This window comes from Saccharopolyspora spinosa NRRL 18395 (assembly GCF_000194155.1).
Lineage (GTDB): Bacteria > Actinomycetota > Actinomycetes > Mycobacteriales > Pseudonocardiaceae > Saccharopolyspora > Saccharopolyspora spinosa.
Map to the genome: position 1 here is coordinate 556,988 of NZ_GL877878.1, position 22,790 is coordinate 579,777.

21 protein-coding genes and 1 pseudogene are annotated in these 22,790 nt (G+C 68.6%); 20 read left to right on the forward strand and 2 right to left on the reverse strand.

Translation table 11 applies throughout. The features are described from left to right. The first annotated feature begins 263 nt into the window (after positions 1-263). The 8 genes and pseudogenes from mraZ (at position 264) to SSPN_RS49885 (ending at position 6,054) form a co-directional block, all read left to right on the forward strand. Positions 264-695, forward strand: coding sequence for a division/cell wall cluster transcriptional repressor MraZ (gene mraZ / locus SSPN_RS0102770; RefSeq protein ID WP_010306477.1), 432 nt, complete (start codon positions 264-266; stop codon positions 693-695). Positions 696-914: 219 nt separating this feature from the next. After that, the gene (gene rsmH, locus SSPN_RS0102775) at positions 915-1,934 is read left to right on the forward strand and encodes a 16S rRNA (cytosine(1402)-N(4))-methyltransferase RsmH (protein ID WP_083821578.1); all 1,020 of its coding nucleotides are present in this window, start codon (positions 915-917) and stop codon (positions 1,932-1,934) included. 22 nt (positions 1,935-1,956) lie between these two features. Further along, complete coding sequence (gene ftsL / locus SSPN_RS54215; protein ID WP_010306481.1) at positions 1,957-2,742, forward strand: cell division protein FtsL; 786 nt, start codon at positions 1,957-1,959, stop codon at positions 2,740-2,742. After that, the gene (locus tag SSPN_RS0102785) at positions 2,742-4,595 is read left to right on the forward strand and encodes a peptidoglycan D,D-transpeptidase FtsI family protein (protein ID WP_029534906.1); all 1,854 of its coding nucleotides are present in this window, start codon (positions 2,742-2,744) and stop codon (positions 4,593-4,595) included. The genes ftsL and SSPN_RS0102785 overlap by 1 nt, the downstream gene beginning before the upstream one ends. A gap of 237 nt (positions 4,596-4,832) precedes the next feature. Beyond that, positions 4,833-4,901: pseudogene (locus tag SSPN_RS62410) on the forward strand (DUF397 domain-containing protein); the annotation flags it as partial. Further along, positions 4,874-4,996, forward strand: coding sequence for a DUF397 domain-containing protein (locus SSPN_RS62415; protein WP_394378943.1), 123 nt, complete (start codon positions 4,874-4,876; stop codon positions 4,994-4,996). The pseudogene SSPN_RS62410 and the gene SSPN_RS62415, both read left to right, overlap by 28 nt. Positions 4,997-5,101: 105 nt before the next feature. Then, complete coding sequence (locus SSPN_RS0102790) at positions 5,102-5,536, forward strand: hypothetical protein (RefSeq protein WP_010306485.1); 435 nt, start codon at positions 5,102-5,104, stop codon at positions 5,534-5,536. Continuing rightward, positions 5,533-6,054, forward strand: a complete 522-nt coding sequence (locus SSPN_RS49885) for a DUF3558 domain-containing protein (protein WP_143539745.1) — start codon at positions 5,533-5,535, stop codon at positions 6,052-6,054. The genes SSPN_RS0102790 and SSPN_RS49885 overlap by 4 nt, the downstream gene beginning before the upstream one ends. 210 nt (positions 6,055-6,264) lie before the next feature. Here SSPN_RS49885 and SSPN_RS50285 read toward each other — a convergent pair whose 3' ends face one another. Beyond that, entirely contained in the window at positions 6,265-6,450 is a 186-nt protein-coding gene (locus tag SSPN_RS50285) for a DUF397 domain-containing protein (RefSeq protein ID WP_083821581.1), read from the reverse strand. Continuing rightward, a complete protein-coding gene (locus SSPN_RS50290) occupies positions 6,428-7,279 on the reverse strand; it encodes a helix-turn-helix domain-containing protein (RefSeq protein ID WP_010306491.1) in 852 nt (283 codons plus the stop codon). Before SSPN_RS50290 ends, SSPN_RS50285 begins: the two co-directional genes overlap by 23 nt. 704 nt (positions 7,280-7,983) lie before the next feature. Here SSPN_RS50290 and SSPN_RS42185 point away from each other — a divergent pair. The 12 genes from SSPN_RS42185 to SSPN_RS0102860 all read left to right on the forward strand — a co-directional run bounded on the left by SSPN_RS42185 (position 7,984) and on the right by SSPN_RS0102860 (position 22,631). Next, complete coding sequence (locus SSPN_RS42185) at positions 7,984-8,238, forward strand: hypothetical protein (RefSeq protein ID WP_010306494.1); 255 nt, start codon at positions 7,984-7,986, stop codon at positions 8,236-8,238. A 489-nt stretch (positions 8,239-8,727) separates the two neighbouring features. Then, entirely contained in the window at positions 8,728-10,296 is a 1,569-nt protein-coding gene (locus SSPN_RS42190; protein WP_010306498.1) for a UDP-N-acetylmuramoyl-L-alanyl-D-glutamate--2,6-diaminopimelate ligase, read from the forward strand. Next, positions 10,293-11,759 carry a UDP-N-acetylmuramoyl-tripeptide--D-alanyl-D-alanine ligase gene (locus SSPN_RS0102815; RefSeq protein WP_010306501.1) on the forward strand — a complete coding sequence of 489 codons (1,467 nt, stop codon included), beginning with the start codon at positions 10,293-10,295 and terminating at the stop codon, positions 11,757-11,759. Before SSPN_RS42190 ends, SSPN_RS0102815 begins: the two co-directional genes overlap by 4 nt. Further along, positions 11,756-12,829 carry a phospho-N-acetylmuramoyl-pentapeptide-transferase gene (gene mraY, locus SSPN_RS0102820; protein ID WP_010306504.1) on the forward strand — a complete coding sequence of 358 codons (1,074 nt, stop codon included), beginning with the start codon at positions 11,756-11,758 and terminating at the stop codon, positions 12,827-12,829. The genes SSPN_RS0102815 and mraY overlap by 4 nt, the downstream gene beginning before the upstream one ends. Positions 12,830-12,905: 76 nt before the next feature. After that, positions 12,906-14,306: a UDP-N-acetylmuramoyl-L-alanine--D-glutamate ligase gene (gene murD, locus SSPN_RS0102825; RefSeq protein WP_010306507.1), complete on the forward strand. Its 1,401-nt coding sequence runs from the start codon at positions 12,906-12,908 to the stop codon at positions 14,304-14,306. Positions 14,307-14,312: 6 nt separating this feature from the next. Further along, the gene (gene ftsW / locus SSPN_RS0102830) at positions 14,313-15,728 is read left to right on the forward strand and encodes a putative lipid II flippase FtsW (RefSeq protein WP_010306511.1); all 1,416 of its coding nucleotides are present in this window, start codon (positions 14,313-14,315) and stop codon (positions 15,726-15,728) included. A gap of 35 nt (positions 15,729-15,763) precedes the next feature. After that, positions 15,764-16,879: an undecaprenyldiphospho-muramoylpentapeptide beta-N-acetylglucosaminyltransferase gene (gene murG, locus SSPN_RS0102835; RefSeq protein ID WP_044573260.1), complete on the forward strand. Its 1,116-nt coding sequence runs from the start codon at positions 15,764-15,766 to the stop codon at positions 16,877-16,879. Then, positions 16,876-18,315 carry a UDP-N-acetylmuramate--L-alanine ligase gene (murC, locus tag SSPN_RS0102840; protein WP_010306518.1) on the forward strand — a complete coding sequence of 480 codons (1,440 nt, stop codon included), beginning with the start codon at positions 16,876-16,878 and terminating at the stop codon, positions 18,313-18,315. Before murG ends, murC begins: the two co-directional genes overlap by 4 nt. After that, a complete protein-coding gene (locus SSPN_RS0102845; RefSeq protein WP_010306522.1) occupies positions 18,312-19,058 on the forward strand; it encodes a cell division protein FtsQ/DivIB in 747 nt (248 codons plus the stop codon). The genes murC and SSPN_RS0102845 overlap by 4 nt, the downstream gene beginning before the upstream one ends. 244 nt (positions 19,059-19,302) lie before the next feature. Continuing rightward, complete coding sequence (locus tag SSPN_RS0102850; protein WP_237710426.1) at positions 19,303-19,911, forward strand: FtsK/SpoIIIE domain-containing protein; 609 nt, start codon at positions 19,303-19,305, stop codon at positions 19,909-19,911. Between the two features lie 25 nt (positions 19,912-19,936). Continuing rightward, entirely contained in the window at positions 19,937-21,505 is a 1,569-nt protein-coding gene (locus tag SSPN_RS0102855; protein WP_010306530.1) for an FtsK/SpoIIIE domain-containing protein, read from the forward strand. Then, positions 21,459-22,631, forward strand: a complete 1,173-nt coding sequence (locus tag SSPN_RS0102860; protein WP_010306534.1) for a nitric oxide synthase oxygenase — start codon at positions 21,459-21,461, stop codon at positions 22,629-22,631. The genes SSPN_RS0102855 and SSPN_RS0102860 overlap by 47 nt, the downstream gene beginning before the upstream one ends. Positions 22,632-22,790: the final 159 nt, after the last annotated feature.

Below are 22,790 nucleotides of genomic sequence, written 5' to 3' on the forward strand. Positions count from 1 at the left end.
CCCCCCACCTCGCCGCCACGCTGTGCTACCAGCGCAAACGGTGCCAATCCTGCTGGGGGAACCGTGGCAACTCGTGTTGACGGTGGAGTGAAGTGGGGTACTGTGGGGGAAGGTGGGGCAAACGGGGGTCCTGCCTCTTCCGATGGCCACAGATCATCGAGTCCAGCGGAAGTGCCGGCCCGGTCGTCGTTCAGGGAGTGGGCGCCGTCGGGGCGGGTCCGGGGCCGTCACGCGGGCGGCCTGGGCGGGGGAGGTGGACCGGGATGTTTCTCGGCACCCACCACCCGAAGCTCGACGACAAGGGGCGTCTGACGCTGCCGGCGAAGTTCCGGGAGGCATTGGCGGGGGGGTTGATGGTCACCAAGGGACAGGACCACTGCCTCTACGTCTTCCCGCGCGACGAGTTCGAGCAGATGGCGCGCAAGGTCGCCGAGGCACCGTTCACCAACGAGGCGGTCCGCGCCTACCAGCGGTACCTGTTCGCCGGCACCGACGAGCAGCAGCCCGACGGGCAGGGGCGGATCTCGATCGCGGCGGAACTGCGGCGCTACGCCGGGTTGACCAAGGAGTGCGTGGTCATCGGCGCGATCAACCGCCTCGAGATCTGGCACGCGGAGAGGTGGCAGAGATACCTCGACGAACACGAGGAGAGCTATGCGAAGGCGCAGGAGGAGGTGCTGCCCGGCGTGTTCTGAGCGTTCCGCCGACCGGCGGGACGGGAGTTGACGGCAAGTGATCCGGGTTTCGTGAGGCCTCGGTCCGCTCGGCTATCGCATGCCTGGTGCATCTTCCCCGGCATCAGGACGCGACGGGCGGGCGGGGACCTGACGGGATCCGGACGACCAGGGGGCTTACCGATGGTCGCCACGCGTGGTTCCGCGCGTGGCGATCTGGGTATTCGATCGCGATGTTCAATGAGAACGGGCACGCGGGAGGGAGGGACCGCCGTGGCCGAACAGCGGCATGATCAGGGCGGATCCGCCCGCGACAAGCACGTGCCAGTACTGCTCGACCGCACGCTGGAGCTGCTAGCGCCGGCGCTATCCCGCGAGGGCGCGGTGGTCGTCGACGCCACGCTCGGCATGGGCGGGCACTCGGAGGCGATGCTCGCCGCGTACCCGGGCCTGACCCTGGTCGGCCTGGACCGGGACCCGGACGCCCTCCGGCTGGCCGGTGAGCGCCTGGCGCCGTACGCCTCCCGGATCCACCTGGTGCACGCGGTGTACGACCAGTGGGCGGAGGTGCTCGACGGCCTGGGAATGTCCGAAGTGGACGGCGCGCTGTTCGACCTCGGGGTGTCCTCGCTCCAGCTGGACGAGACCGGCCGAGGCTTCGCCTACGCGCACGACGCGCCGCTGGACATGCGGATGGACCCGGGGGCGCCGCGCACCGCCGCGGAGGTGCTCAACACCTACAGCGCGGACGAGCTGGCGCGAGTGTTGCGCACCTATGGCGAGGAGAAGTTCGCGGGCAAGATCGCCGCCGCGATCGTCCGGGAACGCCAGAAGGAGCCCTTCGCTAGCAGCGCTCGGCTGGTCCAGCTGCTCTACGACACGGTGCCGGCGGCGAGTCGGCGCACCGGCGGACATCCGGCCAAGCGCACGTTCCAGGCGCTGCGTATCGAGGTCAACGCAGAGCTTGACGTGCTGGACCGCGCGCTTCCGGCGGCATTGGATTCGCTGGCCGGGGGCGGTCGGATCGTAGTGATGTCCTACCACTCGCTGGAGGACCGGATGGTCAAGCGGGCCTTAGCCGAGCGGGCGAAGTCGCGGACCCCGGTCGACCTGCCGGTGGAACTGCCAGGACACGGACCGGAATTCCGATTGCTCACCAGGGGCGCCGAGCTTGCCGGGGAGCAGGAGATAGAGGCCAACCCCCGGGCCGCGTCGGTGCGGCTGCGGGCCGCGGAGCGGATCGGCCGGGGGGACGCATGAGCTGCAAGGCGAGGGAGGCGAGATGACTGCACCTACGCGCGTCGGCAAAGCCGCTTCGCGGACGGGTCAGGCCGCCCAGAAGTCTGCGCAGAAGAGCAGCCAGAAGTCCGCGCAGAAAACCGGGCAGAAGTCCGGGCAGAAGACGACCCAGAAGTCCGGGCAGAAGACCGAGAAGCCGCGGACGCGGTCGGCGGCGGCTGAGCGCGCGTACGCGCGCCGCGAGGAGCGGCGGGAGCGGTCGGCGCGGGAGCCCGCCGCCAGGCGGCCGCGCCAGGTGCGGCAAGGCGTGGAGGATCGGCGTCCAGCGGCGAAGCCGAAGCCGAAGCCAAGGGCGAAGCAGCTGCACGAGCGGGTTTCGCTCCAGCGGTTGCCGCTGGTGGTCGTCGTGATGTCGGTGCTGGCCACCGGCTTGGCGGCGACGTTGTGGCTGTCCATCGCGGCGGTCAGCGGCAGCTACCAGTTGCAGCAGGGCGAGGAAAACCTCAACGCGCTGAGTGAGCGCAAGGAGCGGTTGCTGCGCGAGGTCAGCTCGATGAGCTCGACACCGGAGATCCAGCGTCGCGCCGAGGAAGCCGGCCTGCGGCCGGCGCCGTCTCCGGCGCGCCTCGTCCAGCAGCCGGACGGCTCGGTGATCGTCGTCGGCGAGCCAAAGAAGGTCACCGCTCCGCAACCTCCGGCGGACCAGCCGGCCGCCCCGCCGGTGCAGGGTGAGCAACCCCCGGCGGGTCAGCCTCCGGCGGAGAACCAGGCCCAGCAGCAGCCGCCAGCGGACCAGCAGCCGGGCGCGGCCGCATTGGCGGGCCGCTGATGGCCCGTGGGGCGACCAGCGGCATCAGGAGGCGCACCGCGCGGACCAATGTGGCCGGTAGCAACCGGCGGCTGCTCGTCGGCCGGTTGCTGCTGGTGATCGCGCTCGTGCTGACCGCGGGCAAGCTGATCCAGGTGCAGGGGTTCGAGGCCAGTGCACTGTCCGAGAAGGCACAGCGACAGCGGGCGGCCAGCCAGGTCATTCAGGCCGAGCGCGGGTCCTTTGTGGACCGCAGCGGGAACGTGCTGGCGTTCAGCGGTGAAGCGCGGCAGCTCTTCGCCAACCCGAGGCTGCTGACCAAGACCTTCGACGACGAGCACGCCAAGGATCCCTCGAAACCCACGGCGGAGCAGTACAAGAGGGAGGTCGCTCGCTACATCCCGCAGGTCACGCAGGGGAAGATATCCGAGCAGGAAGTGCTCAACGCGCTCTTCAGGGACGTTCAGTTCACCTACTTCGGCCCGCCGATCGATCCGAGCCAGGCGCGGCTGATCACCGAGAAATACCCGCACATCGGGGCCGATTACCGGGGAACCCGCGAGTACCCGGCCGGGGACCTGGGCTCGAACATCATCGGTGCGGCGAACTGGCGGCCGGACGAGCAGAAGCTGAAGGGGCAGATGGGCCTAGAGGCCTCGTTGGACCCGCTGCTGGCCGGCACCGACGGGGCGAAGGTCGCCGACACCGCGATGGGGTCGGACCTCGTCATCCCCGGCACCGAGCGGGAGTTGAAAGCGGCGATCCCGGGCTCCGACGTGGAGTTGACGATCGACTCGGACCTGCAGTTCATGCTGCAGCGCGAACTCGCCGACTACGCCCGCCAGGCCAGGGCCCGGAGCGCGAGCGCGGTGGTCCTGGACGCCAAGACCGGCGAGATCTACGCGCTGGCCAACGACAAGACCTTCGATCCGCGCGCCGGATCGTGGGGGGAGAACCCCGGCGCCAACCCGGCGGTGACCACGCCCTACGAGCCGGGCTCGGTGAACAAGGTGATCACCGCGGCCGGGGCGATCGAGAACGACATCGTCAAACCGGACACCGTGCTGCAGGTCCCGGGCTCCATCAAGATCGCCGACCGGACCGTCGGGGACGCCTGGGACCACGGCACGGTCCCGATGACCTTCACCGGCGTGCTGGGCAAGTCCTCCAACGTCGGCACCCTGATGGTCGCGCAGCAGCTCGGCGAGCAACGGTTCTACGACCTGGCCCGGAAGTTCGGGTTGGGCCAGCGGACCGGCAGCGGTCTCCCGGGGGAGAGTGCGGGCAGCCTGCCGCCACGCGAGTCCTGGTCCGGGTCGACGTTCGCGAACCTGCCGATCGGCCAAGGCCTTTCGATGACGGTGCTGCAGATGGCGGGCATGTACCAGGCGATCGCCAACGACGGGGTGCGGGTTCCGCCGCGCATCATCGCCGCGGAGGTCCGGCCGGACGGCACGCGCGTGGAGCGCCCGCGCCCGGAGGGGGTGCAGGTGGTCAGCCCGGAGACGGCGCACACCGTGAAGGACATGCTGCGCGCGGTCGTGCAGAAGGCTCCGCAGCCCAACCGCGGCACCGGTCCGGATGCGGCGCTGCCGGGCTACCAGATCGCCGGCAAGACGGGGACGGCGCAGCAGATCGACCCGGACTGCCTCTGCTACAGCCAGTCGAAGTACTGGATCACCTTCGCCGGGATAGTGCCCGCGGACAACCCGCGCTTCGTGGTGGGGCTGATGCTGGACCAGCCAGCGTACGGCAGCCCCGAGGGGTCTTCGGCGGCGCCGCTGTTCCACAACATTGGTGCGTTCCTCACCCAGCGCTACCAGATCCCGCTGTCCAAGGAGCAGGCCCCGTTCCAGCTCCTCCAGGCCGGCTGACCGGCACCCAGCTGCGTTGACCGCAATTTCAATGGAAATCAGACCGTCGATTTCCATTGAAATTGCGGACTCAGGCCGGCAGGCGGGCGGTCAGCGACATGCGCCCGTGAGCGGGTCGTTCTTTCTGTTTGATGACTGCGAAGAACCTTCAGGAAACTGCCATGCGGGACGGACGACTCACATGCACTGCTCGACACCTGACGTGGAGGCACACAGTGCTGTTCTGCCAGACGCCGCTTGTGTTGGCGAAAGTCGAGTCGCAGCATGAATCAGGGTGCTTGTGTCGAGCTGGCATTCGACGATGGTGTGGTTGCGGCTCGGACTCGAAGGATCCGGATGGGCCGGTGTTGGTGTTCTCGCGGGCTCGGTGGGGTTCGTTCCTGGCTGAGCTGAACGGGTGATACGAGGCCCGTCAAGTGATCATCTTTCGAGTTCATCGGCTACCTCAATGTCCGGTTCGCTAGGGTTCTCTCCGGCTGGGTGATCTGTGCCGGAGGGGGCTCGGGATGGCTGACGCGTATTTGTCTGGGGATTTGGGCTCGGCTGTCGGTTTCACCGGTGCCGGTGCGGCGCTGGGCGCGATCACGCAGCAGAACGACCAGCTGGCGCAGCAGATTTCGGCTGGCAAGCTGAAGATGAACCCCGACGCGGCCAACAAAGCCGCCGATGCGTATGAGTGCGCGGCCGACGAAGTCGATGCTCTTGCGGTTAAGGCAAACGCTCTCGGGCGTGTGGAGGGTTTGGGTGAGTACCGCTCCGCGCAGGAGTTAGCAGCCAAGTTTGGGCAGAAGGCCGTGGGGCCAAACGGTTCTGCTGACCTGTTGGGGAAGCTGCGTGACGAGCTGTTGAGGAAGGCGGATCTCTTCCGCCAGGCAGCAAAGGACTACGTTGCTACCGACGAGCAAATCGGTCAGGACTTGCAGAAGGGTAGCCAGGCGTGAAGGTGCTGTCTCGGTCGGTGTTCGCTGCTTGTGTTGGTGCGTCCTTGCTGGCAGTCGCGGGTTGCAGCTTAACTCGGCCGGATGCTCCTGCTCCTACGCAGCAGAGTCAGGGGCTTTTAGCGATTGATCCCTGCACGTTGCTGACTCCGGAAGAGCTTAAATCGTTCGGGTTCAAAGAACCTGGCGACCCAGACGCTGGTGTCTCGTCGTCGGAGCCGGGATGTCGCTTTAGTGGACGGCCATTTACGGGCACCTTCTACAAGAACCAGGAGAAGACGGTCGAGTTGTACGGCAAGCAGGACAACTGGGCCAAGTATGACCGCCTCGAAGTCGATGGACGTCCCGCGGCAAGTGCGATCGACAAGAGTGCGACTCAGGCGCGGATCTGTTCGGCGTTGTTTGATGCGGGCGGCGGCGTGATCATTCTTACGCTCAGCGAGTTCCGCGACCTGGGTTTGGACGAGTGTGGTGAGGCGTTGAAGATCGCTGAAGTGATCGCGCCGAGAATGCCGAAGTGAGTTGTGAGGCCGAAGTCCTTTTCGGCTGACCTTTCTCGACAGGCGCCGTCCGGTCCGCAAGGGCGGGCGGCGCCTGTTAGCGCGTTCAGACCCAGACGATAGCTATTTCGAGCGCCGTGACAGTCGGTTGAGTGCGGCTTCGGCGGACTGGACGCTGGCCCGGAGTTGGAGACAATGATGCCCCGGTACCAGGTACCGGGGCATCATCATTCAGTGGTCAAAACGACCGTTCTTCACGGCGTGAACGAACGCGGGAACATCGACCTTAAGTGTGGGGCCGTTCGGGTCTTTCGAGTCCCGGATTTGGTCAAGAGTCGAGGTTAATTCGACACAACTTCCATTAGGGTTGCTGTAACTGCTTTTCCGCCAACGTTTAGTCACTTGCGCTCCAATCATCTACGATAACTTGCGCGATAAAGCGTTTTGAATCGACAGGATTCAGGGCGTGTCGCTTGATCGTGTCTATTGCCATTCGATATGCCTCGACATCATCGGAGTTGGTAACGAACGCCCCGGAGCTATAATGTTCAAAGTGTACAAACGCGGGCGCGTCTGAAAATTCATAGAGAATAAAAGGGCCGGCGGAGCCGGGATGCCAACCAACGCCGCGTGGTATCACGCGTATCTCCACGTTAGGCCGGTCGGCCATTATAAGTAGATGCCGAAGCTGTTCGATCATCACGTCAGGAGAAGCCATAGGTTCCCGAAACGCTACTTCGCTAATCAATGCTTCCAGCTTTAGAGGATCTTGGCGGGTAAGTATCTCTCGACGAGCGATCCGCACAGTGACACGCCGCTCAATCTCGTGCTTGGGGAGTTCATTGGTTTCCGCTAGCGCACGGACATAGTCAGTGGTCTGAAGTAGGCCAGGCAGAGTCATTGGTGCCCAGTCGACTATCGACTTTGCCTCGCGCTCGCTTTCCATCGCGCCTGCCAGTTGTTCGGGTAGGCCGGGTATGCCGACAGCGAGCCAGTTGGGCTCACTCGCTCTCCGAGCAAGCGCGAGAATCCTCTCGCACTCATCCGGTTTAGCTCCTAGCGCGCCCAAAATTCGGGCCGTAAGCTCTATGCTGGGAACTTTCTTGCAATTTTCGATCTTGGAAAGGTTTGATTGGTCGAAGGACAACTTGCGGCCAAGTTCGCGAATACTCATGTTTTGTTCCTGGCGAGCTTGACGCAAAGCAGCGGCTAGCGCTCTGGCGCGCGGTCCGTTGGCTGTAGCCACGCGATCCATCCTTACGTGTTGTCGGATGTTGATCGCCCGATTAGGGCAATTGCGAGGTTGTGGTTACCTCACCCACTCTCAAGCCAACGCAGGTCAACCGTTGCATACCTAGCGTACTTGTCGGGTCAACACTCTTTGGAGGAATCATGCCGGGTGAGGGCAGTTTGCCAGTGTCGGAATGCCGAAATGCGGAGGCGCCTCCCGCCACGGGCGTAGTGCGAGCACTCCGGTACCCGCGTCATCCGGCCGTCGCCGAAGCTTTTCCGGTCACGAGGAAATCCAATATGCCCGCGCCCACAGCCCCGGCGTACTCGCATCCGACCAGGCGGAATGTCACCTGCAGCAACGGTTTTCAGTGTCCGGAAAGTGTCTCCACGTGGATCAGCGATGGTCGAGTGATGCTGGCGGCTCCATCGGCCGAGGCGACTCTGATGACGTCCGAAGCCGCCCGCAGGTTGGCCGACAACTTGCGTGACCACGCGGAAGCGATCGACGCCGAACGGCGGGTTTTCGATCGGCGAGGCGTCGCGTTCATCCGGCGCTGAGACCTGCCCGGTCCGTCCCGTGGTCTCCCGTCGGGACGGACCGGGCACTTGAGGCGGGCGGCGCAGTGTCGAGACCGAGCGGTGCCCCCGAAGCGCCGCACACTCCCTCGGGCTCCGCGCGCCGCCCGCCACCCCACCTCACACATTGAGAGGTTGATCATGGCAACACCGCACCTGAGCACGACACCGAACCAGCAGCGCTACTTCTGGCTGCCGGTGCCAGACGAGTCCAGCGACTACGGCCTGGCACGCCACGCTTTTGCCGGTACACGCCTGGACGCGGGCGCAGCCGGTGAATCGTTCTGCGGCATCACCTTCGCCTTGGCCCGACCGTCCGAAATGGACTGGATTCACGCCAAAACCTGCCAGGACTGCAACACGTTGCTGAAGCAGACGAAGGGATCTCCGACGTGACAGCGCCTCTGCACTGGCCCGACGGCACCCCCGTCACCCCCGGACCGGACGGCAGCCTCACGGTCGAGGACCACACCTGGGTGTTCAACGCATCCACCCTCTGGACCCACATCGACCGACAGCTCAGAGACCGAATCATCCAACGCCTACGCGCCCTGCAAGACCCGGCTCGATCTCGCCGAACATCTCCCGCAACACGCACCGGCGACATCCGGGCGTGCGGCGTTCCGCCTGCGCTGGATCTGAGCCGAACTCCAGCGACATAGTTTTCCTCGTTTCCTCCTCCTGAAAACCGAGTCTGGGAATTTCTACTTGATCGCCCCGCTGCCGCGACTCCGACGAACACGAGTCGCGCTGAACAGCTCAGTCACTGCTAGACCGATCAGGTGACCGACCATCGGGATCCTCCCTCAGGTGCTACGGGTAGCCTGTCGCGACGTGCCTTCCGCGGTCGCAACAGCTCCACCTCGCCCGGCCCACGTCGAGCCGGTGGAGATCGAGAAGCTCGCCGATGTCATCGGCGCGCATGTGCTTCGTGCCCCAGGTCACAGCGCTGCCGCAGCGCCGGTGACCGGGGCGACCCTGCGTGCTCAACAGGTGCGCCCCGGCGACCTGTTCGCCGCCCTGCCGGGCATCCGCGTGCACGGCGCCGACTTCGCGCAGCACGCGCTGGATTCCGGCGCCGTCGCCGTGCTCACCGACCAGGCCGGGATCGACCGGGCTGCGCTCATCGAGCACCCCGCCGTCCGCGAGGGCCGGGTGTCGCTGCTCGTGCACGACGATCCGAGGGGCGTGCTCGGCGCGGCCTCGGCGTTGATCTACGGCGACCCGTCGAGCCGGTTGAAGGTGCTCGGCGTGACCGGCACCTCCGGGAAGACCACCACCACCTACCTGCTGGAGTCCGCGCTGCAGGCCGCCGGGTTCGGCACCGGGCTCGTCGGCACCGTCGAGACCCGCATCGCCGGCGACCGGCTGGACAGCGCGTTCACCACGCCGGAGGCGCCGGACCTGCAGGCGCTGCTGGCCGTGATGGTCGAGCACCGGGTGACCTACGTGCCGATGGAGGTCTCCAGCCACGCGCTGGCCATGAGCCGGGTCTCCGGCACCAAGTTCGCCGTCGGCGCGTTCACCAACCTGTCCCAGGACCACCTGGACTTCCACCGCGACATGGAGGACTACTTCCAGGCCAAGGCCCTGCTGTTCGACGGCCGTGCCGAGCACGAGGTCGTCTGCATCGATACCAAGTGGGGCGAGCGGCTGGTCAGGCCGCACACCATCACGGTGTCCACTGCGGGCGACGCGACCTGGTCCGCCACCGATGTGCGGGCGTACCCCACGGGGGAACAGACCTTCACCGCGCATGGGCCCGACGACCTGGAGATGCACGTCCGGCTGCGGCTGCCCGGCCCGTTCAACGTCGCAAACGCACTGCTCGCGATCGGGATCCTGCACGCCGCCGGGGTGCCCACCTGGGCGATCGAGCGCGGGCTCGCGGAGGTCGACGTGCCGGGTCGCATGGAGCGTGTCGCACTCGGGCAGGACTTCACCGCTGTGGTGGATTACTCGCACAAGCCCGGAGCGGTGGCCGCAGTGCTCGACGCGGCCCGCGCGCAGGTCGACGGCAAGGTGATCGTCGTCCTAGGTTGCGGAGGCGACCGTGACGTCGCGAAGCGGCCGTTGATGGGCGAGGCGGCCGCCCGCCGGTCCGAGCTGCTGATCGTCACCGACGACAATCCGCGCAGCGAGGACCCGGCCGACATCCGGGCAGCCATGCTGGCCGGCGCGCAGGAGGTGCCGGCCGCCCAGCGCGGCGATGTGATCGAGATCGGCGACCGGCGCGCGGCCATCGCCGCCGCGGTCGAACGGGCCGAGCCGGGCGACATCGTCGTCGTCGCGGGCAAGGGCCACGAGACGGGGCAGGAGGTGGCGGGCGTGGTGCACCCCTTCTCCGACCGGGAGGAACTCGCCGCCGCGCTCCGTCTATGTTTGGGCCAAAGGCCCAAGGAGCCAGAGGAAACCGATGTTCGTCGGGGGCAGGGCGACGAGGAGGCAAGTTGATCCGGCTCAGCCTCGCCGACATCGCGGAAGCGGTGGGCGGCAGGCTTCATCGTGCGGAAAGCTCGGAGATCGTCAGCGCGGGTGTCGAGTTCGACTCGCGCAAGATCGAACCCGGCGGGCTGTTCGTGGCCGTGCCCGGGGAACGGGTCGACGGGCATGACTTCGCGGCGCAGGCCGTCGCGAATGGTGCGGTGGGCGTGCTCGCCGCGCGGGAGGTCGACGCCCCGGCAGTGATCGTGCCGCCGGTGAGCAGCAAACGGGGCGCGCTGGCGCTGGCCGGTGACGTGGATGGCTCCGGCGCCGCGGTGCTGGCCGGGCTGGCGAAGCTGGCCCGCCACGTGGTCGACCGGCTGCCGCAGCTCACCGTGGTCGGCGTGACCGGCTCGTCGGGCAAGACGTCCACGAAGGACCTGATCGCGCAGCTGCTGGAACCGATGGGGCCGACGGTCGCGCCGCCCGGCTCGTTCAACAACGAGCTCGGCCATCCGTGGACCGTGCTGCGCGCCGACGAGGGCACCCGGCACCTGGTGCTGGAGCTGTCCGCGCGCGGCGTCGGGCACATCGCGAACCTGTGCGAGGTGGCTCCGCCGCGCATCGGCGCGGTGCTCAACGTCGGCCACGCGCACCTCGGCGAGTTCGGCTCGCAGGAGGCCGTGGCGCAGGCCAAGGGCGAACTGGTCGAGGCGCTGCCAGCCGACGGCGTGGCGGTGCTCAACGCCGACGACCCGCTGGTCGCGGCGATGGCCGACCGGACGAAGGCCCGCGTGGTTTTCGTCGGGGAAAGCCCCGACGCGCACGTGCGCGCGGAGGACATCGAGGTCGACGAGCTGGCGCGACCGACGTTCACGCTGGTCACCACGCAGGGCGAGGCCCGGGTGACGCTGCCGCTGTTCGGCGAGCACCACGTGGGCAACGCGCTGAGCGCGGCCGCCATCGCGCTGGAGCTCGGCGCGACCGTCGGGCAGGTGGCCGAGCGGCTCGGCTCGGTGCGCCGGGTGTCCGCGCGGCGCATGGAGGTCACCGAGACACCGGGCGGCGTCACGGTCGTCAACGACGCCTACAACGCCAACCCGGAATCGGTCCGGGCGGCGCTGAAGACGCTGGCCGCGATGACCCGTGGGCGCCCGGGCCGGGCGTGGGCGGTGTTGGGGCCGATGGCCGAACTCGGCGAGTTGGACGTCGAAGCGCACGACGAAATCGGGCGGCTGGCCGTCCGGCTGAACATCGACCGGCTGGTGGTGGTCGGCGAACAGGCCCGGGCGATGCACCAGGCGGCATCGCTGGAAGGGTCGTGGGGAGAGGAGTCGGTTCTGGTGCCGGACATCGATGCGGCCGTCGCGCTGCTGCGCGCCGAGCTGCGTCCCGGTGACGTGGTGCTCGCCAAGGCGTCGAACTCCGCCGGGCTGTGGCGGGTCGTCGAAGCCCTGCTGGCCGAGGGAGATGCAGGGGGACGCAAGCCGTGAAACCAATCCTGGTGGCGGCCGCCGTGTCGCTCGTCGTTTCGATCCTCTTCACCCCGTACCTGATCCGGGTGTTCTCCAAGCAGGGCTTCGGCCAGGAGATCCGGGAAGAGGTGCAGAGCCAGCACGCCGCCAAGCGCGGCACCCCGACTATGGGTGGCGTGGCGATCCTGGTGGCCATGTGGGTCGGCTACCTGGTGAGCCACCTGATGGGCGGCGACCCCATGACCGCGTCCGGATTGCTGGTGCTCGGGCTGACCACGGCCCTGGGCATCGTCGGGTTCCTGGACGACTTCATCAAGATCCGCAAGCAGCGCAACCTCGGGTTGAACAAGACGGCGAAGCTGGTCGGCCAGCTGATCGCCTCGGTGCTGTTCGCGATTCTGGCGATCCAGTTCGCCAACAAGCACGGCGTCACACCCGCGTCGGTGGAACTGTCGTTCCTGCGCGACATCTCGGTGATCTCCTTCGGCGCGATCGGGTTCGTGATCTTCGCCTACGTGGCGATCAGCGGCTGGTCGAACGCGGTCAACTTCACCGACGGCATGGACGGACTGGCAGGCGGCACCGCGGCGATGGTGCTGGCGACCTACGTGCTGATCTCGTTCTGGCAGCTGCGCAACGACTGCTTCGGTGAGGCCGGCCCGACGGCGGGCTGCTACACGGTGCGGGACCCGCTGGACATCGCGGTGGTCGCCGCAGCGGCGATGGCGGCCTGCGTCGGTTTCCTGTGGTGGAACGCGGCGCCCGCGAAGATATTCATGGGCGACACCGGTTCGCTGGCGCTGGGCGGCCTGCTGGCCGGGCTTTCGATGGTCACCCGCACCGAGCTACTGATGATCGTCATCGGCGGTGTGTTCGTGGTCGAGGCGCTGTCGGTGGTGCTGCAGATCGTGGTGTTCCGCTCCACCAGGCGGCGGCTGTTCCGGATGGCGCCGTTCCACCACCATTTCGAGCTCGCCGGGTGGGCGGAAACCACGGTGATTATCCGGTTCTGGGTGCTGGCCGGGATCAGCTGCATGTTCGGCGTGGGCCTGTTCTACGCGGACTGGCTGGCGCTGGCCAACCCCTGACGCCGGTGCCGTTGCAGGGCTTCCGATCCGCGCGGCGGTGACGCGCGGCGGACGAGGAGACTAGGGAGACGACTCGGTGGCAGGGCGGTTCGAGGGACGGAACGTGCTGGTGGCCGGTGCCGGGGTGTCCGGCCGCTCGGCCGCCGAGGCGCTGCTTGCGGCGGGTGCGGCGGTTACCGTCACGGACGCCTCCGCCGACCGGCTGGCCGCGCTGGCGTCGCTGCAGGCGCAGGGCGCGGAGCTGGTCGCCGGGCTGAGCGAGCCGCCGGCGGGCACCGATCTGGTCGTCACCAGCCCCGGCTGGCGGCCGGATTCGCCGCTGTTGGCGGTGTCGGTCGCGGCCGGGGTCGAGGTGATCGGCGAGGTCGAGCTCGCCTGGCGGCTGGACCAGGACAAGGCGACGCCGGCCACCTGGCTGGCGGTCACCGGGACCAACGGCAAGACGACCACGGTCAGCATGCTGGAGTCGATCCTGCTCGCCGCCGGGGTCGACGTGGTGGCCTGCGGCAACGTCGGGCTTCCGGTGGTCGACGCGGTCCGCGCCGGGCACGAGGTGCTCGCCGTGGAGCTGTCCAGCTTCCAGCTCCACTGGTCGGACTCCGTGGCGGCGTTCGCCGCCGTCGTCCTCAACCTCGCCGCGGACCACCTGGACTGGCACGGCTCCCTCGTCGCCTACGGCGACGCCAAGGCGAAGGTCTACGCCGGCAACTCCGTTGCCGTCGCCAACGCCGACGACGCGTGGTCGACCCGGTTGTCCGCCGCTGCCGCAGCGGACGCCAGGAGGGTCTCCTTCACGCTGGGCGTTCCGCAGGAGAACCAGCTCGGCGTCGAGGACGCCTCGCTGGTGGATCGCGCCTTCGGCGACGGTGTGGTGCTCGCATCGCTCGCGGACGTGCATCCGGCGGGCCCGCACAACGTGGCGAACGCGCTGGCCGCGGCGGCGTTGGCCCGGGCCCACGGCGTCGCGGCGGCGGCGGTGGCCGAGGGGTTGCGGTCGTTCGAGCCGGGGGCGCACCGCTCGGTGCCGGTGGCCGAGGCCGCCGGTGTGTCCTATGTGGATGATTCGAAGGCGACGAACCCGCACGCGGCGGACGCCGCGCTGCGTGCGCACCCCAGAGTGGTGTGGATCGCGGGCGGGCTGCTCAAGGGCGCCGAGGTCGACGACCTGGTCGCGGCCAACGCCGATCGGCTGGCGGCAGTGGTGCTGATCGGGCGCGATCGGGACCGGTTCGCGGCCGCTCTGGCCCGACACGCCCCGGATGTGCCGGTCCGCGAGGTCGCGGCAGGGGACGATGCGGGCATGCTGGAAGCTGTTCGCGTGGCCAACGGGTTCGCGCGGCCGGGTTCGGTGGTGCTGCTCGCCCCGGCCGCCGCGTCGATGGACATGTTCACCGATTACGCCCACCGGGGCCGGGCCTTCGCCGACGCGGTGCGCGCGGTGCTGGCGGACGCTACGGCTGCCACGCACGGCCGGTGATCCGCAGTGACCACCGCGACCAAGCCCGCGCCCAAGCGCACTGCGAGCAAGCGCGCGGGTTTGGGCGTGCTGTCGCCGCTGACCGCCTGGTTGACCCGGCCGCTGGCCTCGTTCCACCTGCTGCTGGCGGTCTTCGGCCTGCTGACGATCTTCGGCCTGGTGATGGTGCTCTCGGCCTCCAGCGTTGACGCGTTCAACAAGGACGGCTCGTCCTACAGCGTGTTCAGCAAGCAGGTGATGTACTGCCTGGCCGGGCTGGTGCTGTTCTACGCCGCGCTGCGGGTGCCGGTCCGGCTGATGCGCCGGTACAGCCTGATCCTGCTGACGATCTGCCTGGGGCTGCTGGTGGCGGTGCTGACCCCGCTCGGCGCCAACATCAACGGGGCGAAGAGCTGGTTCGTGGTCGCCGGGGTGTCCTTCCAGCCGGTGGAGTTCGCCAAGATCGCCTTCGCGCTGTGGGGCGCGCACGTGCTGGTCACCAAGCGCGGCCTGATGACGCAGTACCGGCACCTGCTGGTGCCGGTGGTGCCGGCGGCGCTGGTGATGTTCGCGCTCGTGATGATGCAGCCGGACCTGGGCTCGACGGTCACGCTGTTCATCGTGCTGCTGGCGCTGCTGTGGTTCGCGGGCGCGCCGCTGCGGTTGTTCGTGGTGATGCTGCTGGGCGCGGTGACGGGCGGTGTGGCGCTGGCTATGGTCGCCGACTACCGGATGGCGCGGTTGACCGCGTTCCTGGATCCGCTCGGCGACCCGTCCGGCAACGGCTACCAGGCGCGGCAGTCATTGTTCGCGCTGGCCGACGGCGGGCTGTTCGGCCGCGGGCTGGGGCAGGGCTGGTCGAAGTGGCAGTACCTGCCCAACGTGCACAACGACTTCATCTTCGCGGTGATCGGCGAGGAGCTCGGGTTCGTCGGCTGCGCGATCGTGCTGATGCTCTTCGCCACCACCGCATATGTGGGCATGCGCATCGCGTTCCGCAACACCGACCCGTACATCCGGCTGGTGTCGGCGACGTTGACCGTGTGGCTGGTGGGGCAGGCGATCATCAACGTCGGCTACGTCGTGGGCCTGCTGCCCACCACCGGGCTGCCGCTGCCGCTGATCTCCTCCGGAGGATCGTCGGTGGTCACTACGATGCTGGTGTTCGGCCTGCTGGCGAACTTCGCCCGGCACGAGCCCGAGGCGATCGCCGCGCTACGGTCTTTGGGACCAGGTCGGGTCGGCAAGCTGCTGCGGCTGCCGACCCCGGCGCCGTACCGGCCACCGGCGAAGCGGCGTCCGGCACGGCAGACCCCACGAAGCCGGCCCGGCGCGAAGAGCTCCGGGGCGGCGGCAACTCGCCGGGGAGGCGGGAGCACGCGGGCGCGTGGCACGCGCAGCGGGCCCGGATCCCGGGCGCAGACACGAGGAGGACACCGTTGAGCGGGGACCAGACGGTCCGCATCGACCAGGGCGCGATGGCCGACCCTCGGGGTGCCGCCGTGGACCGGCGGCCGCTGTCGGTGGTCGTCGCCGGGGGCGGCACCGCCGGGCACATCGAGCCCGCGCTGGCGCTGGCCGACGCGGTGCGCCGACTGCGCCCGGACGCCAGGGTGACCGCGCTGGGCACCGAGCGGGGCCTGGAGAACCGGCTGGTGCCGGCCCGTGGCTATCCGCTGGAGCTCATCCCGCCGGTGCCGATGCCGCGCAAGCCCAACATCGACCTGCTGAAGCTGCCGCTGAAGGTGCGGAATTCGGTGAAGCAGACCCGCGAGGTGCTGGAACGCGTCGGCGCGGACGTGGTGATCGGCTTCGGCGGCTACGTCTCGCTGCCCGCCTACCTCGCCGCGCGCGGCCGCGTGCCGATCGTGGTGCACGAGGCGAACGCGCGCGCCGGGCTGGCGAACAAGGTCGGCGCGAAGTTCGCGGAACGCGTGCTGGCGGCGACCCCGGACAGCGGCCTGGCCGGGGCGCAGACCATCGGCATCCCACTGCGCGAGTCGATCACCCGGCTGGACCGCCTGGGCCTGCGGATGCAGGGCCGCCAGCACTTCGGGCTGCACCCGCACGCCCCGACGATCCTGGTGTTCGGCGGTTCGCAGGGCGCTCGCACCCTGAACACCGCGTTCTCCGGCGCGGCGGAAGCGCTGGGGAGCGCCGGGATCGGCGTGCTGCACGCGCACGGGCCGAAGAACACCATTGCGGTGCAACAGGTTCCGGGCGCACCGGCGTACACGGCCGTGCCGTACCTGGAGCGGATGGACCTGGCTTACGCGGCGGCGGACCTAGTGGTGTGCCGGTCCGGCGCGATGACAGTCGCCGAGGTCTCGGCCGTCGGGCTGCCCGCGGTGTTCGTGCCGCTGCCGCACGGCAACGGCGAGCAGGCACTCAACGCGCAGCCGGTGGTCTCCGCCGGTGGCGCGCGGCTGGTGGCGGACGCGGACCTGACCACGCAGCGGGTCATCGACGAGGTGCTGCCGCTGGCGCTGGACGCCCAGCGTTTGCAGGAGATGAGCAGGGCAACGCTGGGCAGCGGCCACCGCGAGGCGGACCAGGTGCTGGCGCAGATCGTGCTGGAGGTTGCTGGACGATGACCGGACCGTCTACTTCGGACTTCGACGCCGTGCTGGCGCGGGTGCACCTGGTCGGCATCGGCGGGGCCGGGATGAGCGGCATCGCCCGCATCCTGCTGGCCCGTGGGCAGCAGGTGTCCGGCTCGGACGCCCGCGACTCGCGCACCGTGCTGGCGCTGCGGGCGCAGGGCGCGCACATCGGGATCGGCCACCAGGCGGAGAACCTCGACCAGTTCGACGCGGACCCGACGGCGGTCGTGGTGTCCACGGCAATCAAGTTGGACAACGCCGAGCTGGTCGAGGCGCAGCGGCGGGGGATCACCGTGCTACGCCGGGCCGAGGCGCTGGCCGCGCTGATGGCCGGGCACCGGGTGGCCTGCGTGGCGGGCACCCACGGCAAGACGTCCACGACGTCGATGCTGACCGTGGCGTTGCAGCACTGCCGGTTCGACCCGTCCTTCGCGATCGGCGGCGACCTCAACGAATCGGGCGCGAACGCGCACCACGGCGACGGCAGCATCTTCGTCGCGGAAGCCGACGAGAGCGACGGCTCGTTCCTGGTGTTCGCGCCGTCGGTGGCGGTGGTTACCAACGTCGAGCCGGACCACCTGGACCACCACGGCACCGCCGAGGCGTACTTCGCGGTGTTCGACGAGTTCGTGCGGCGGATCGAGCCGGGCGGGGTGCTGATCGCCTGCGCCGACGACCCGGGCGCTGTCGAGCTGGCAGACAGGGCGGAGAAGTCCGGGGTCCGGGTGCGGCGCTACGGGAAGTCGGTCACCGGAGACGCCGACGCGCGGCTGGTCGGCTACCAGCCCGAGCACGGTTCCGGCGTCGCGACCGTGCAACTCGGCGGCAAGACCATCGACGTGCAGGTTTCGGTGCCGGGCGAGCACATGGCCGGCAACGCCGTCGCGGCGCTGCTGGCCGGGTTGGAACTCGGCGCGCCCCTCGACGGCCTGCTCGATGGGCTCGCCGCCTTCGGCGGGGTCCGGCGGCGGTTCGAGTTCAAGGGCCGCGCCGACGGCGTCCGCGTCTACGACGACTACGCCCACCACCCCACAGAGGTGGAGGCGCAGCTGCGGGCGGCCCGGCCGGTGGTCGGCGACGGCCGGCTGATCGTGGTGTTCCAGCCGCACCTGTTCTCCCGCACGGCGGCGTTCGCGAGCGAGTTCGCGACGGCGCTTGGCCTGGCCGACGAGGTCGTCGTGCTGGACGTCTACGGCGCGCGGGAGGATCCGCAGCCCGGCGTCACCGGCGAGCTGATCGCCGGCGAAGTTCCGCTGCCGAGCGGGAAGGTGCACTACGAGCCGTCCTTCACGGCGGCCGCGCCGCTGGTCGCGGGCCTGGCCCGGCCCGGTGACCTGGTGCTGACGATGGGGGCCGGGGACGTGACCATGCTCGGCCCGGAGATCCTCCGCGAGATCGACCGCGACGCCGTGGAGGAGCAGGGGTGACCGCCCCGCGCCGCCTCGCAACGGAGCGTCCCGGGCTGCGCAGCACCCGGGGCCGCCCGGTGCGGGGCGGCGCGACGGCGCCGCCGAAGTGGCGCCGCTGGGCGCTCCCGGCTGTGCTGGCCGCGGTGACCGTGGTGGCGCTCTTGCTGTACTTCACGCCCCTGCTGGGCGTCCGTTCGGTGCAGGTCGTCGGCAATGCGACGCTCGCCCAGGAACAGGTGGTGCAGGCGGCGGGCATCGAGCCGGGCACGCCGATGCTGCAGGTCGACGTCGACGAGATCCGCGGCCGCCTGCAGGCCTTGCCGAAGATCGCGGCGGCGCAGGTGTCGCTGAGCTGGCCGTCGACGGTGCAGGTCGAGGTGACCGAGCGGGTGCCGGTGGCGTTCATGGTGGCCCGCAACGGGATTCAGCTCGTCGACGCCGGCGGCGTGCCGTTCGAGGTGGTCCCGGAACGCCCGGCCGACCTGCCGGAACTCCAGGTGCAGGCGGCGTCCCAGGACGACGCGGCGACCGAAGCGGCGATGACGGTCCTGATGGCCCTCGCGCAGCCGGTCCGCGCGGAGGTCACGGCGGTGGTCGCGGCACGTCCGAACGAGGTCCGCCTGCTGCTGAAGGGCGACCGCGAGGTCGCCTGGGGTTCGCTGGAGGAAACCCCCCGGAAGGCGGCGATCCTCCCACCCCTGCTCACCCGCCCGGGCAAGGTCTACGACGTGACCACCCCCGCCCTTCCGACGGTGGCCTGAGGTTTTGCCCTGAGAGGCTGAGCACGAGCAGGTCAAGCGGGAGATCGACGAGGGTAAGCCGGTCCGCGCGCCTCGCCTGGGCTGGGAGCTGTATAACGACGATGTCTCCGATGGTGTCGCCGATTTCGTCAACCGGGTCAAGAGTTCGTGGAAGGGGCGTCCGGCGCCGCAGGTCCGTTTGCTGCCGGAGATGCTGCCGTATCAGCAGTTGCCGCGTCCGGAGCAGCAGCCGAAGCCGAAGCTGGTGCCGGTCGGCATCAACGAGGATGGTCTGCATCCGGTGTATCTGGACTTCAATTCCGAGCCGAACTTCTATGCCTTCGGTGAGCGGGAGTCGGGCAAGACGGCGCTGTTGCGCACGATCGTCCGTGGCATCACGGAGCGGTATACGCCGAAGGAGGCGCTGATCCTGCTGGTCGACTACCGGCGCACGATGCTCGGGTTCCTCAACACCGGGCATCTGCTGGAGTATGCGGTCGGTGCGGATCAGTTGAAGGGCAATGTCAAGGACATCGCGGCGTCGTTGAAGAAGCGGTTGCCCGGGCCGGATGTGACGCAGGAGCAGTTGAAGGACCGCTCCTGGTGGAAGGGCCCGGAGTTGTTCGTCATCGTTGATGATTACGAACTGGTCGCGCCGCAGGGCAACAACCCGCTGGCGCCGCTGGCGGGGGTCGTGCCGGTGTCCAACGATGTGGGTCTGCACATTGTGCTGGCGCGTAACTCCGGTGGTGGCAGTAAGTCCTTGTACGAGCCGATCATCGGCAAGATGCGTGAGACGTCGGCGCCTGGTCTGGCGATGAGTGCGAACAAGGACGACGGTCAGCTGGTCGCCAACATCAAGTCGCGGCCGTGAGGAGTTCGAGTCGCTGGAGCAGGACGTGCTGAACCTGGCGGCCAACGGCCTGGCCTACGGTGTGCACGTGTTCGTCACCGCCGCGCGTTGGGCGGAGATCCGCCCGGCGATGAAGGACCTGATGCAGACCCGCATCGAGCTGCGGCTCGGTGACCCGAGTGAGTCGGAGATCGACCGGAAGTTCGCGGTGAAGGTCCCGCAGGGTCGCCCGGGTCGTGGTATGCACGGCAGCAAGCTGCATTTCCTGACCGCGCTGCCCCGGGTGGACAGCGAGACCATCGGTGATCGTGTCGAGGCTGAGCACGAGCAGGTCAAGCGGGAGATCGACGAGGGTAAGCCGGTCCGCGCGCCTCGCCTGGGCTGGGAGCTGTATAACGACGATGTCTCCGATGGTGTCGCCGATTTCGTCAACCGGGTCAAGAGTTCGTGGAAGGGGCGTCCGGCGCCGCAGGTCCGTTTGCTGCCGGAGATGCTGCCGTATCAGCAGTTGCCGCGTCCGGAGCAGCAGCCGAAGCCGAAGCTGGTGCCGGTCGGCATCAACGAGGATGGTCTGCATCCGGTGTATCTGGACTTCAATTCCGAGCCGAACTTCTATGCCTTCGGTGAGCGGGAGTCGGGCAAGACGGCGCTGTTGCGCACGATCGTCCGTGGCATCACTGAGCGGTATACGCCGAAGGAGGCGCTGATCCTGCTGGTCGACTACCGGCGCACGATGCTCGGGTTCCTCAACACCGGGCATCTGCTGGAGTATGCGGTCGGTGCGGATCAGTTGAAGGGCAATGTCAAGGACATCGCGGCGTCGTTGAAGAAGCGGTTGCCCGGGCCGGATGTGACGCAGGAGCAGTTGAAGGACCGCTCCTGGTGGAAGGGCCCGGAGTTGTTCGTCATCGTTGATGATTACGAACTGGTCGCGCCGCAGGGCAACAACCCGCTGGCGCCGCTGGCGGAGTTCGTGCCGGTGTCCAACGATGTGGGTCTGCACATTGTGCTGGCGCGTAACTCCGGTGGTGGCAGTAAGTCCTTGTACGAGCCGATCATCGGCAAGATGCGTGAGACGTCGGCGCCTGGTCTGGCGATGAGTGCGAACAAGGACGACGGTCAGCTGGTCGCCAACATCAAGTCGCGGCCGTTGCCGCCTGGTCGGGGCACGTTGGTCAGCCGCAGCCTGCGCGCCGGGCCCGCAGATGATCCAGACGATTCATCGCGCCTGAGTAAGGGACGGTGTTCTCGAAGGACGGGCGGCCGAACAGCCAGTCCGAGCGATGATCGAACCGACGCCGGTGAACGGCAGGCTGCGGTGTCTGGTATCGCGGCGCAGTACGGTGTCCAGCCGCATGGCCCCGCACGTCGCGGCGCGGCGAGCGTTGGAAGTGCTCGACCGCGCACTGCGACCATCGTGAGTGGTAATAGCCGTTCCTACGACGGCGTCGTGATGGCCAGTCACTCGATCAAGATCGTCTTCGCCACGCTAACGTGTGAATGTGTTCAGGGTCAGCGGCGATGCGCCGGAGTCAGTCTTCTCGGGGCGAGCTCAGCGGACCAGGCGGTTGCACGCAGTTCGCCGGCCGCTGGCTCGCTCCGCGCCGCCGGTTGACGTCCGGGAGGCCGAGGAGTTCCTGCGGCTCTTCCACGCCGAGAACCGCGACGCCGGGTCGCTGCAGCAGCGGCTGGACCGGGTGCGCTACGAGATCGACACCGTCGGCACCTATCGGCACACGCCGGAAGAGCTGACCTTCGGCGCCCAGGTGGCGTGGCGCAACAGCGCCCGCTGCATCGGGCGGCTGTACTGGCGAAGCCTGAAGGTGCGCGACCTGCGCGACGTGAACGACGTTTCCGGAGTTGCCGCGCACTGCGTGCAGCACCTGCGGATGGCCACCAACAACGGCAAGATCCGCCCGGTGATCAGCGTGTTCGCGCCGGAGACGCCGCAGCGCCCGGCCCCGCGGATCTGGAACGAGCAGCTCGTCCGCTATGCCGGGTACCGCAACCGGGACGGCTCGGTGCTCGGCGACCCGCGCTACGTGCGCTTCACCGAGGCGCTGACCAGGTTCGGCTGGCGACCGCCGGCGCAGCGCTGCGCGTTCGACGTGCTGCCGCTGGTGGTGGAGACGGCCGAGGACGGGCCGCACATGTTCGCGCTGCCCGCGGAGCTGGTCAAAGAAGTGCCGATGAGCCACCCCGAGCTGCCCTGGTTCGCCGAGCTCGGGCTGCGCTGGCACGCGGTCCCGGTGATCAGCAACATGCGGCTGAGCATCGGCGGGGTGTCGTACCCGGCGGCGCCGTTCAACGGCTGGTACATGGGCACCGAGATCGGCGCCCGCAACTTCGGCGACACCGACCGCTACGACCTCGTCCCGGAGGTGGCCGAGAAGCTGGGGCTGGACACCTCGCGCGAGGACACGCTGTGGCGGGATCGCGCGCTGGTCGAGCTCAACCGGGCGGTGCTGCACTCCTATCGGCAGGCGGGGGTGACCATCAGCGACCACCACACCGAGTCGCAGCGCTTCCTGACCCACCTGGCAAAGGAGGAGTCGGCGGGCCGCAAGTGCCCGGTGGACTGGTCCTGGATCGTGCCGCCGATGTCGGGCTCGCAGACCCCGGTGTTCCACCGCTACTACGCCGAAGGCCGGCAACGCCCAGACTTCCTCCTCGACGAGGACGCCACCCGCCGCGCCCTCGACGGCGCCCCACCCCGCTTCGGCACCGGCGCGAAGCCGTAGTCCGGCAGCTGGTCGGCCGCATCTCGCAGGGACGAAGCTCCGCCGCTGAGCTCAAGTGGCCGTCGGGTCCGGTCCGCCCCTAATGGCGCATTGACTTGATCGGTGGGTGATCAATAGCGTCAGCAATCGTTTTCCGGGGCAGCTTACCGGGGGTGATCG

Bases quoted from the DNA above. Each gene is read 5' to 3' on its own strand.
- ftsL (WP_010306481.1), top strand. From the start codon at position 1,957: ATGACTGCACCTACGCGCGTCGGCAAAGCCGCTTCGCGGACGGGTCAG.
- SSPN_RS42185 (WP_010306494.1), top strand. From the start codon at position 7,984: ATGGCAACACCGCACCTGAGCACGACACCGAACCAGCAGCGCTACTTC.
- murC (WP_010306518.1), top strand. From the start codon at position 16,876: ATGACCGGACCGTCTACTTCGGACTTCGACGCCGTGCTGGCGCGGGTG.
- SSPN_RS0102785 (WP_029534906.1), top strand. From the start codon at position 2,742: ATGGCCCGTGGGGCGACCAGCGGCATCAGGAGGCGCACCGCGCGGACC.
- SSPN_RS50285 (WP_083821581.1), bottom strand. From the start codon at position 6,450: ATGATTGGAGCGCAAGTGACTAAACGTTGGCGGAAAAGCAGTTACAGC.
- SSPN_RS0102790 (WP_010306485.1), top strand. From the start codon at position 5,102: ATGGCTGACGCGTATTTGTCTGGGGATTTGGGCTCGGCTGTCGGTTTC.
- rsmH (WP_083821578.1), top strand. From the start codon at position 915: ATGAGAACGGGCACGCGGGAGGGAGGGACCGCCGTGGCCGAACAGCGG.
- murG (WP_044573260.1), top strand. From the start codon at position 15,764: ATGGCCGACCCTCGGGGTGCCGCCGTGGACCGGCGGCCGCTGTCGGTG.
- mraZ (WP_010306477.1), top strand. From the start codon at position 264: ATGTTTCTCGGCACCCACCACCCGAAGCTCGACGACAAGGGGCGTCTG.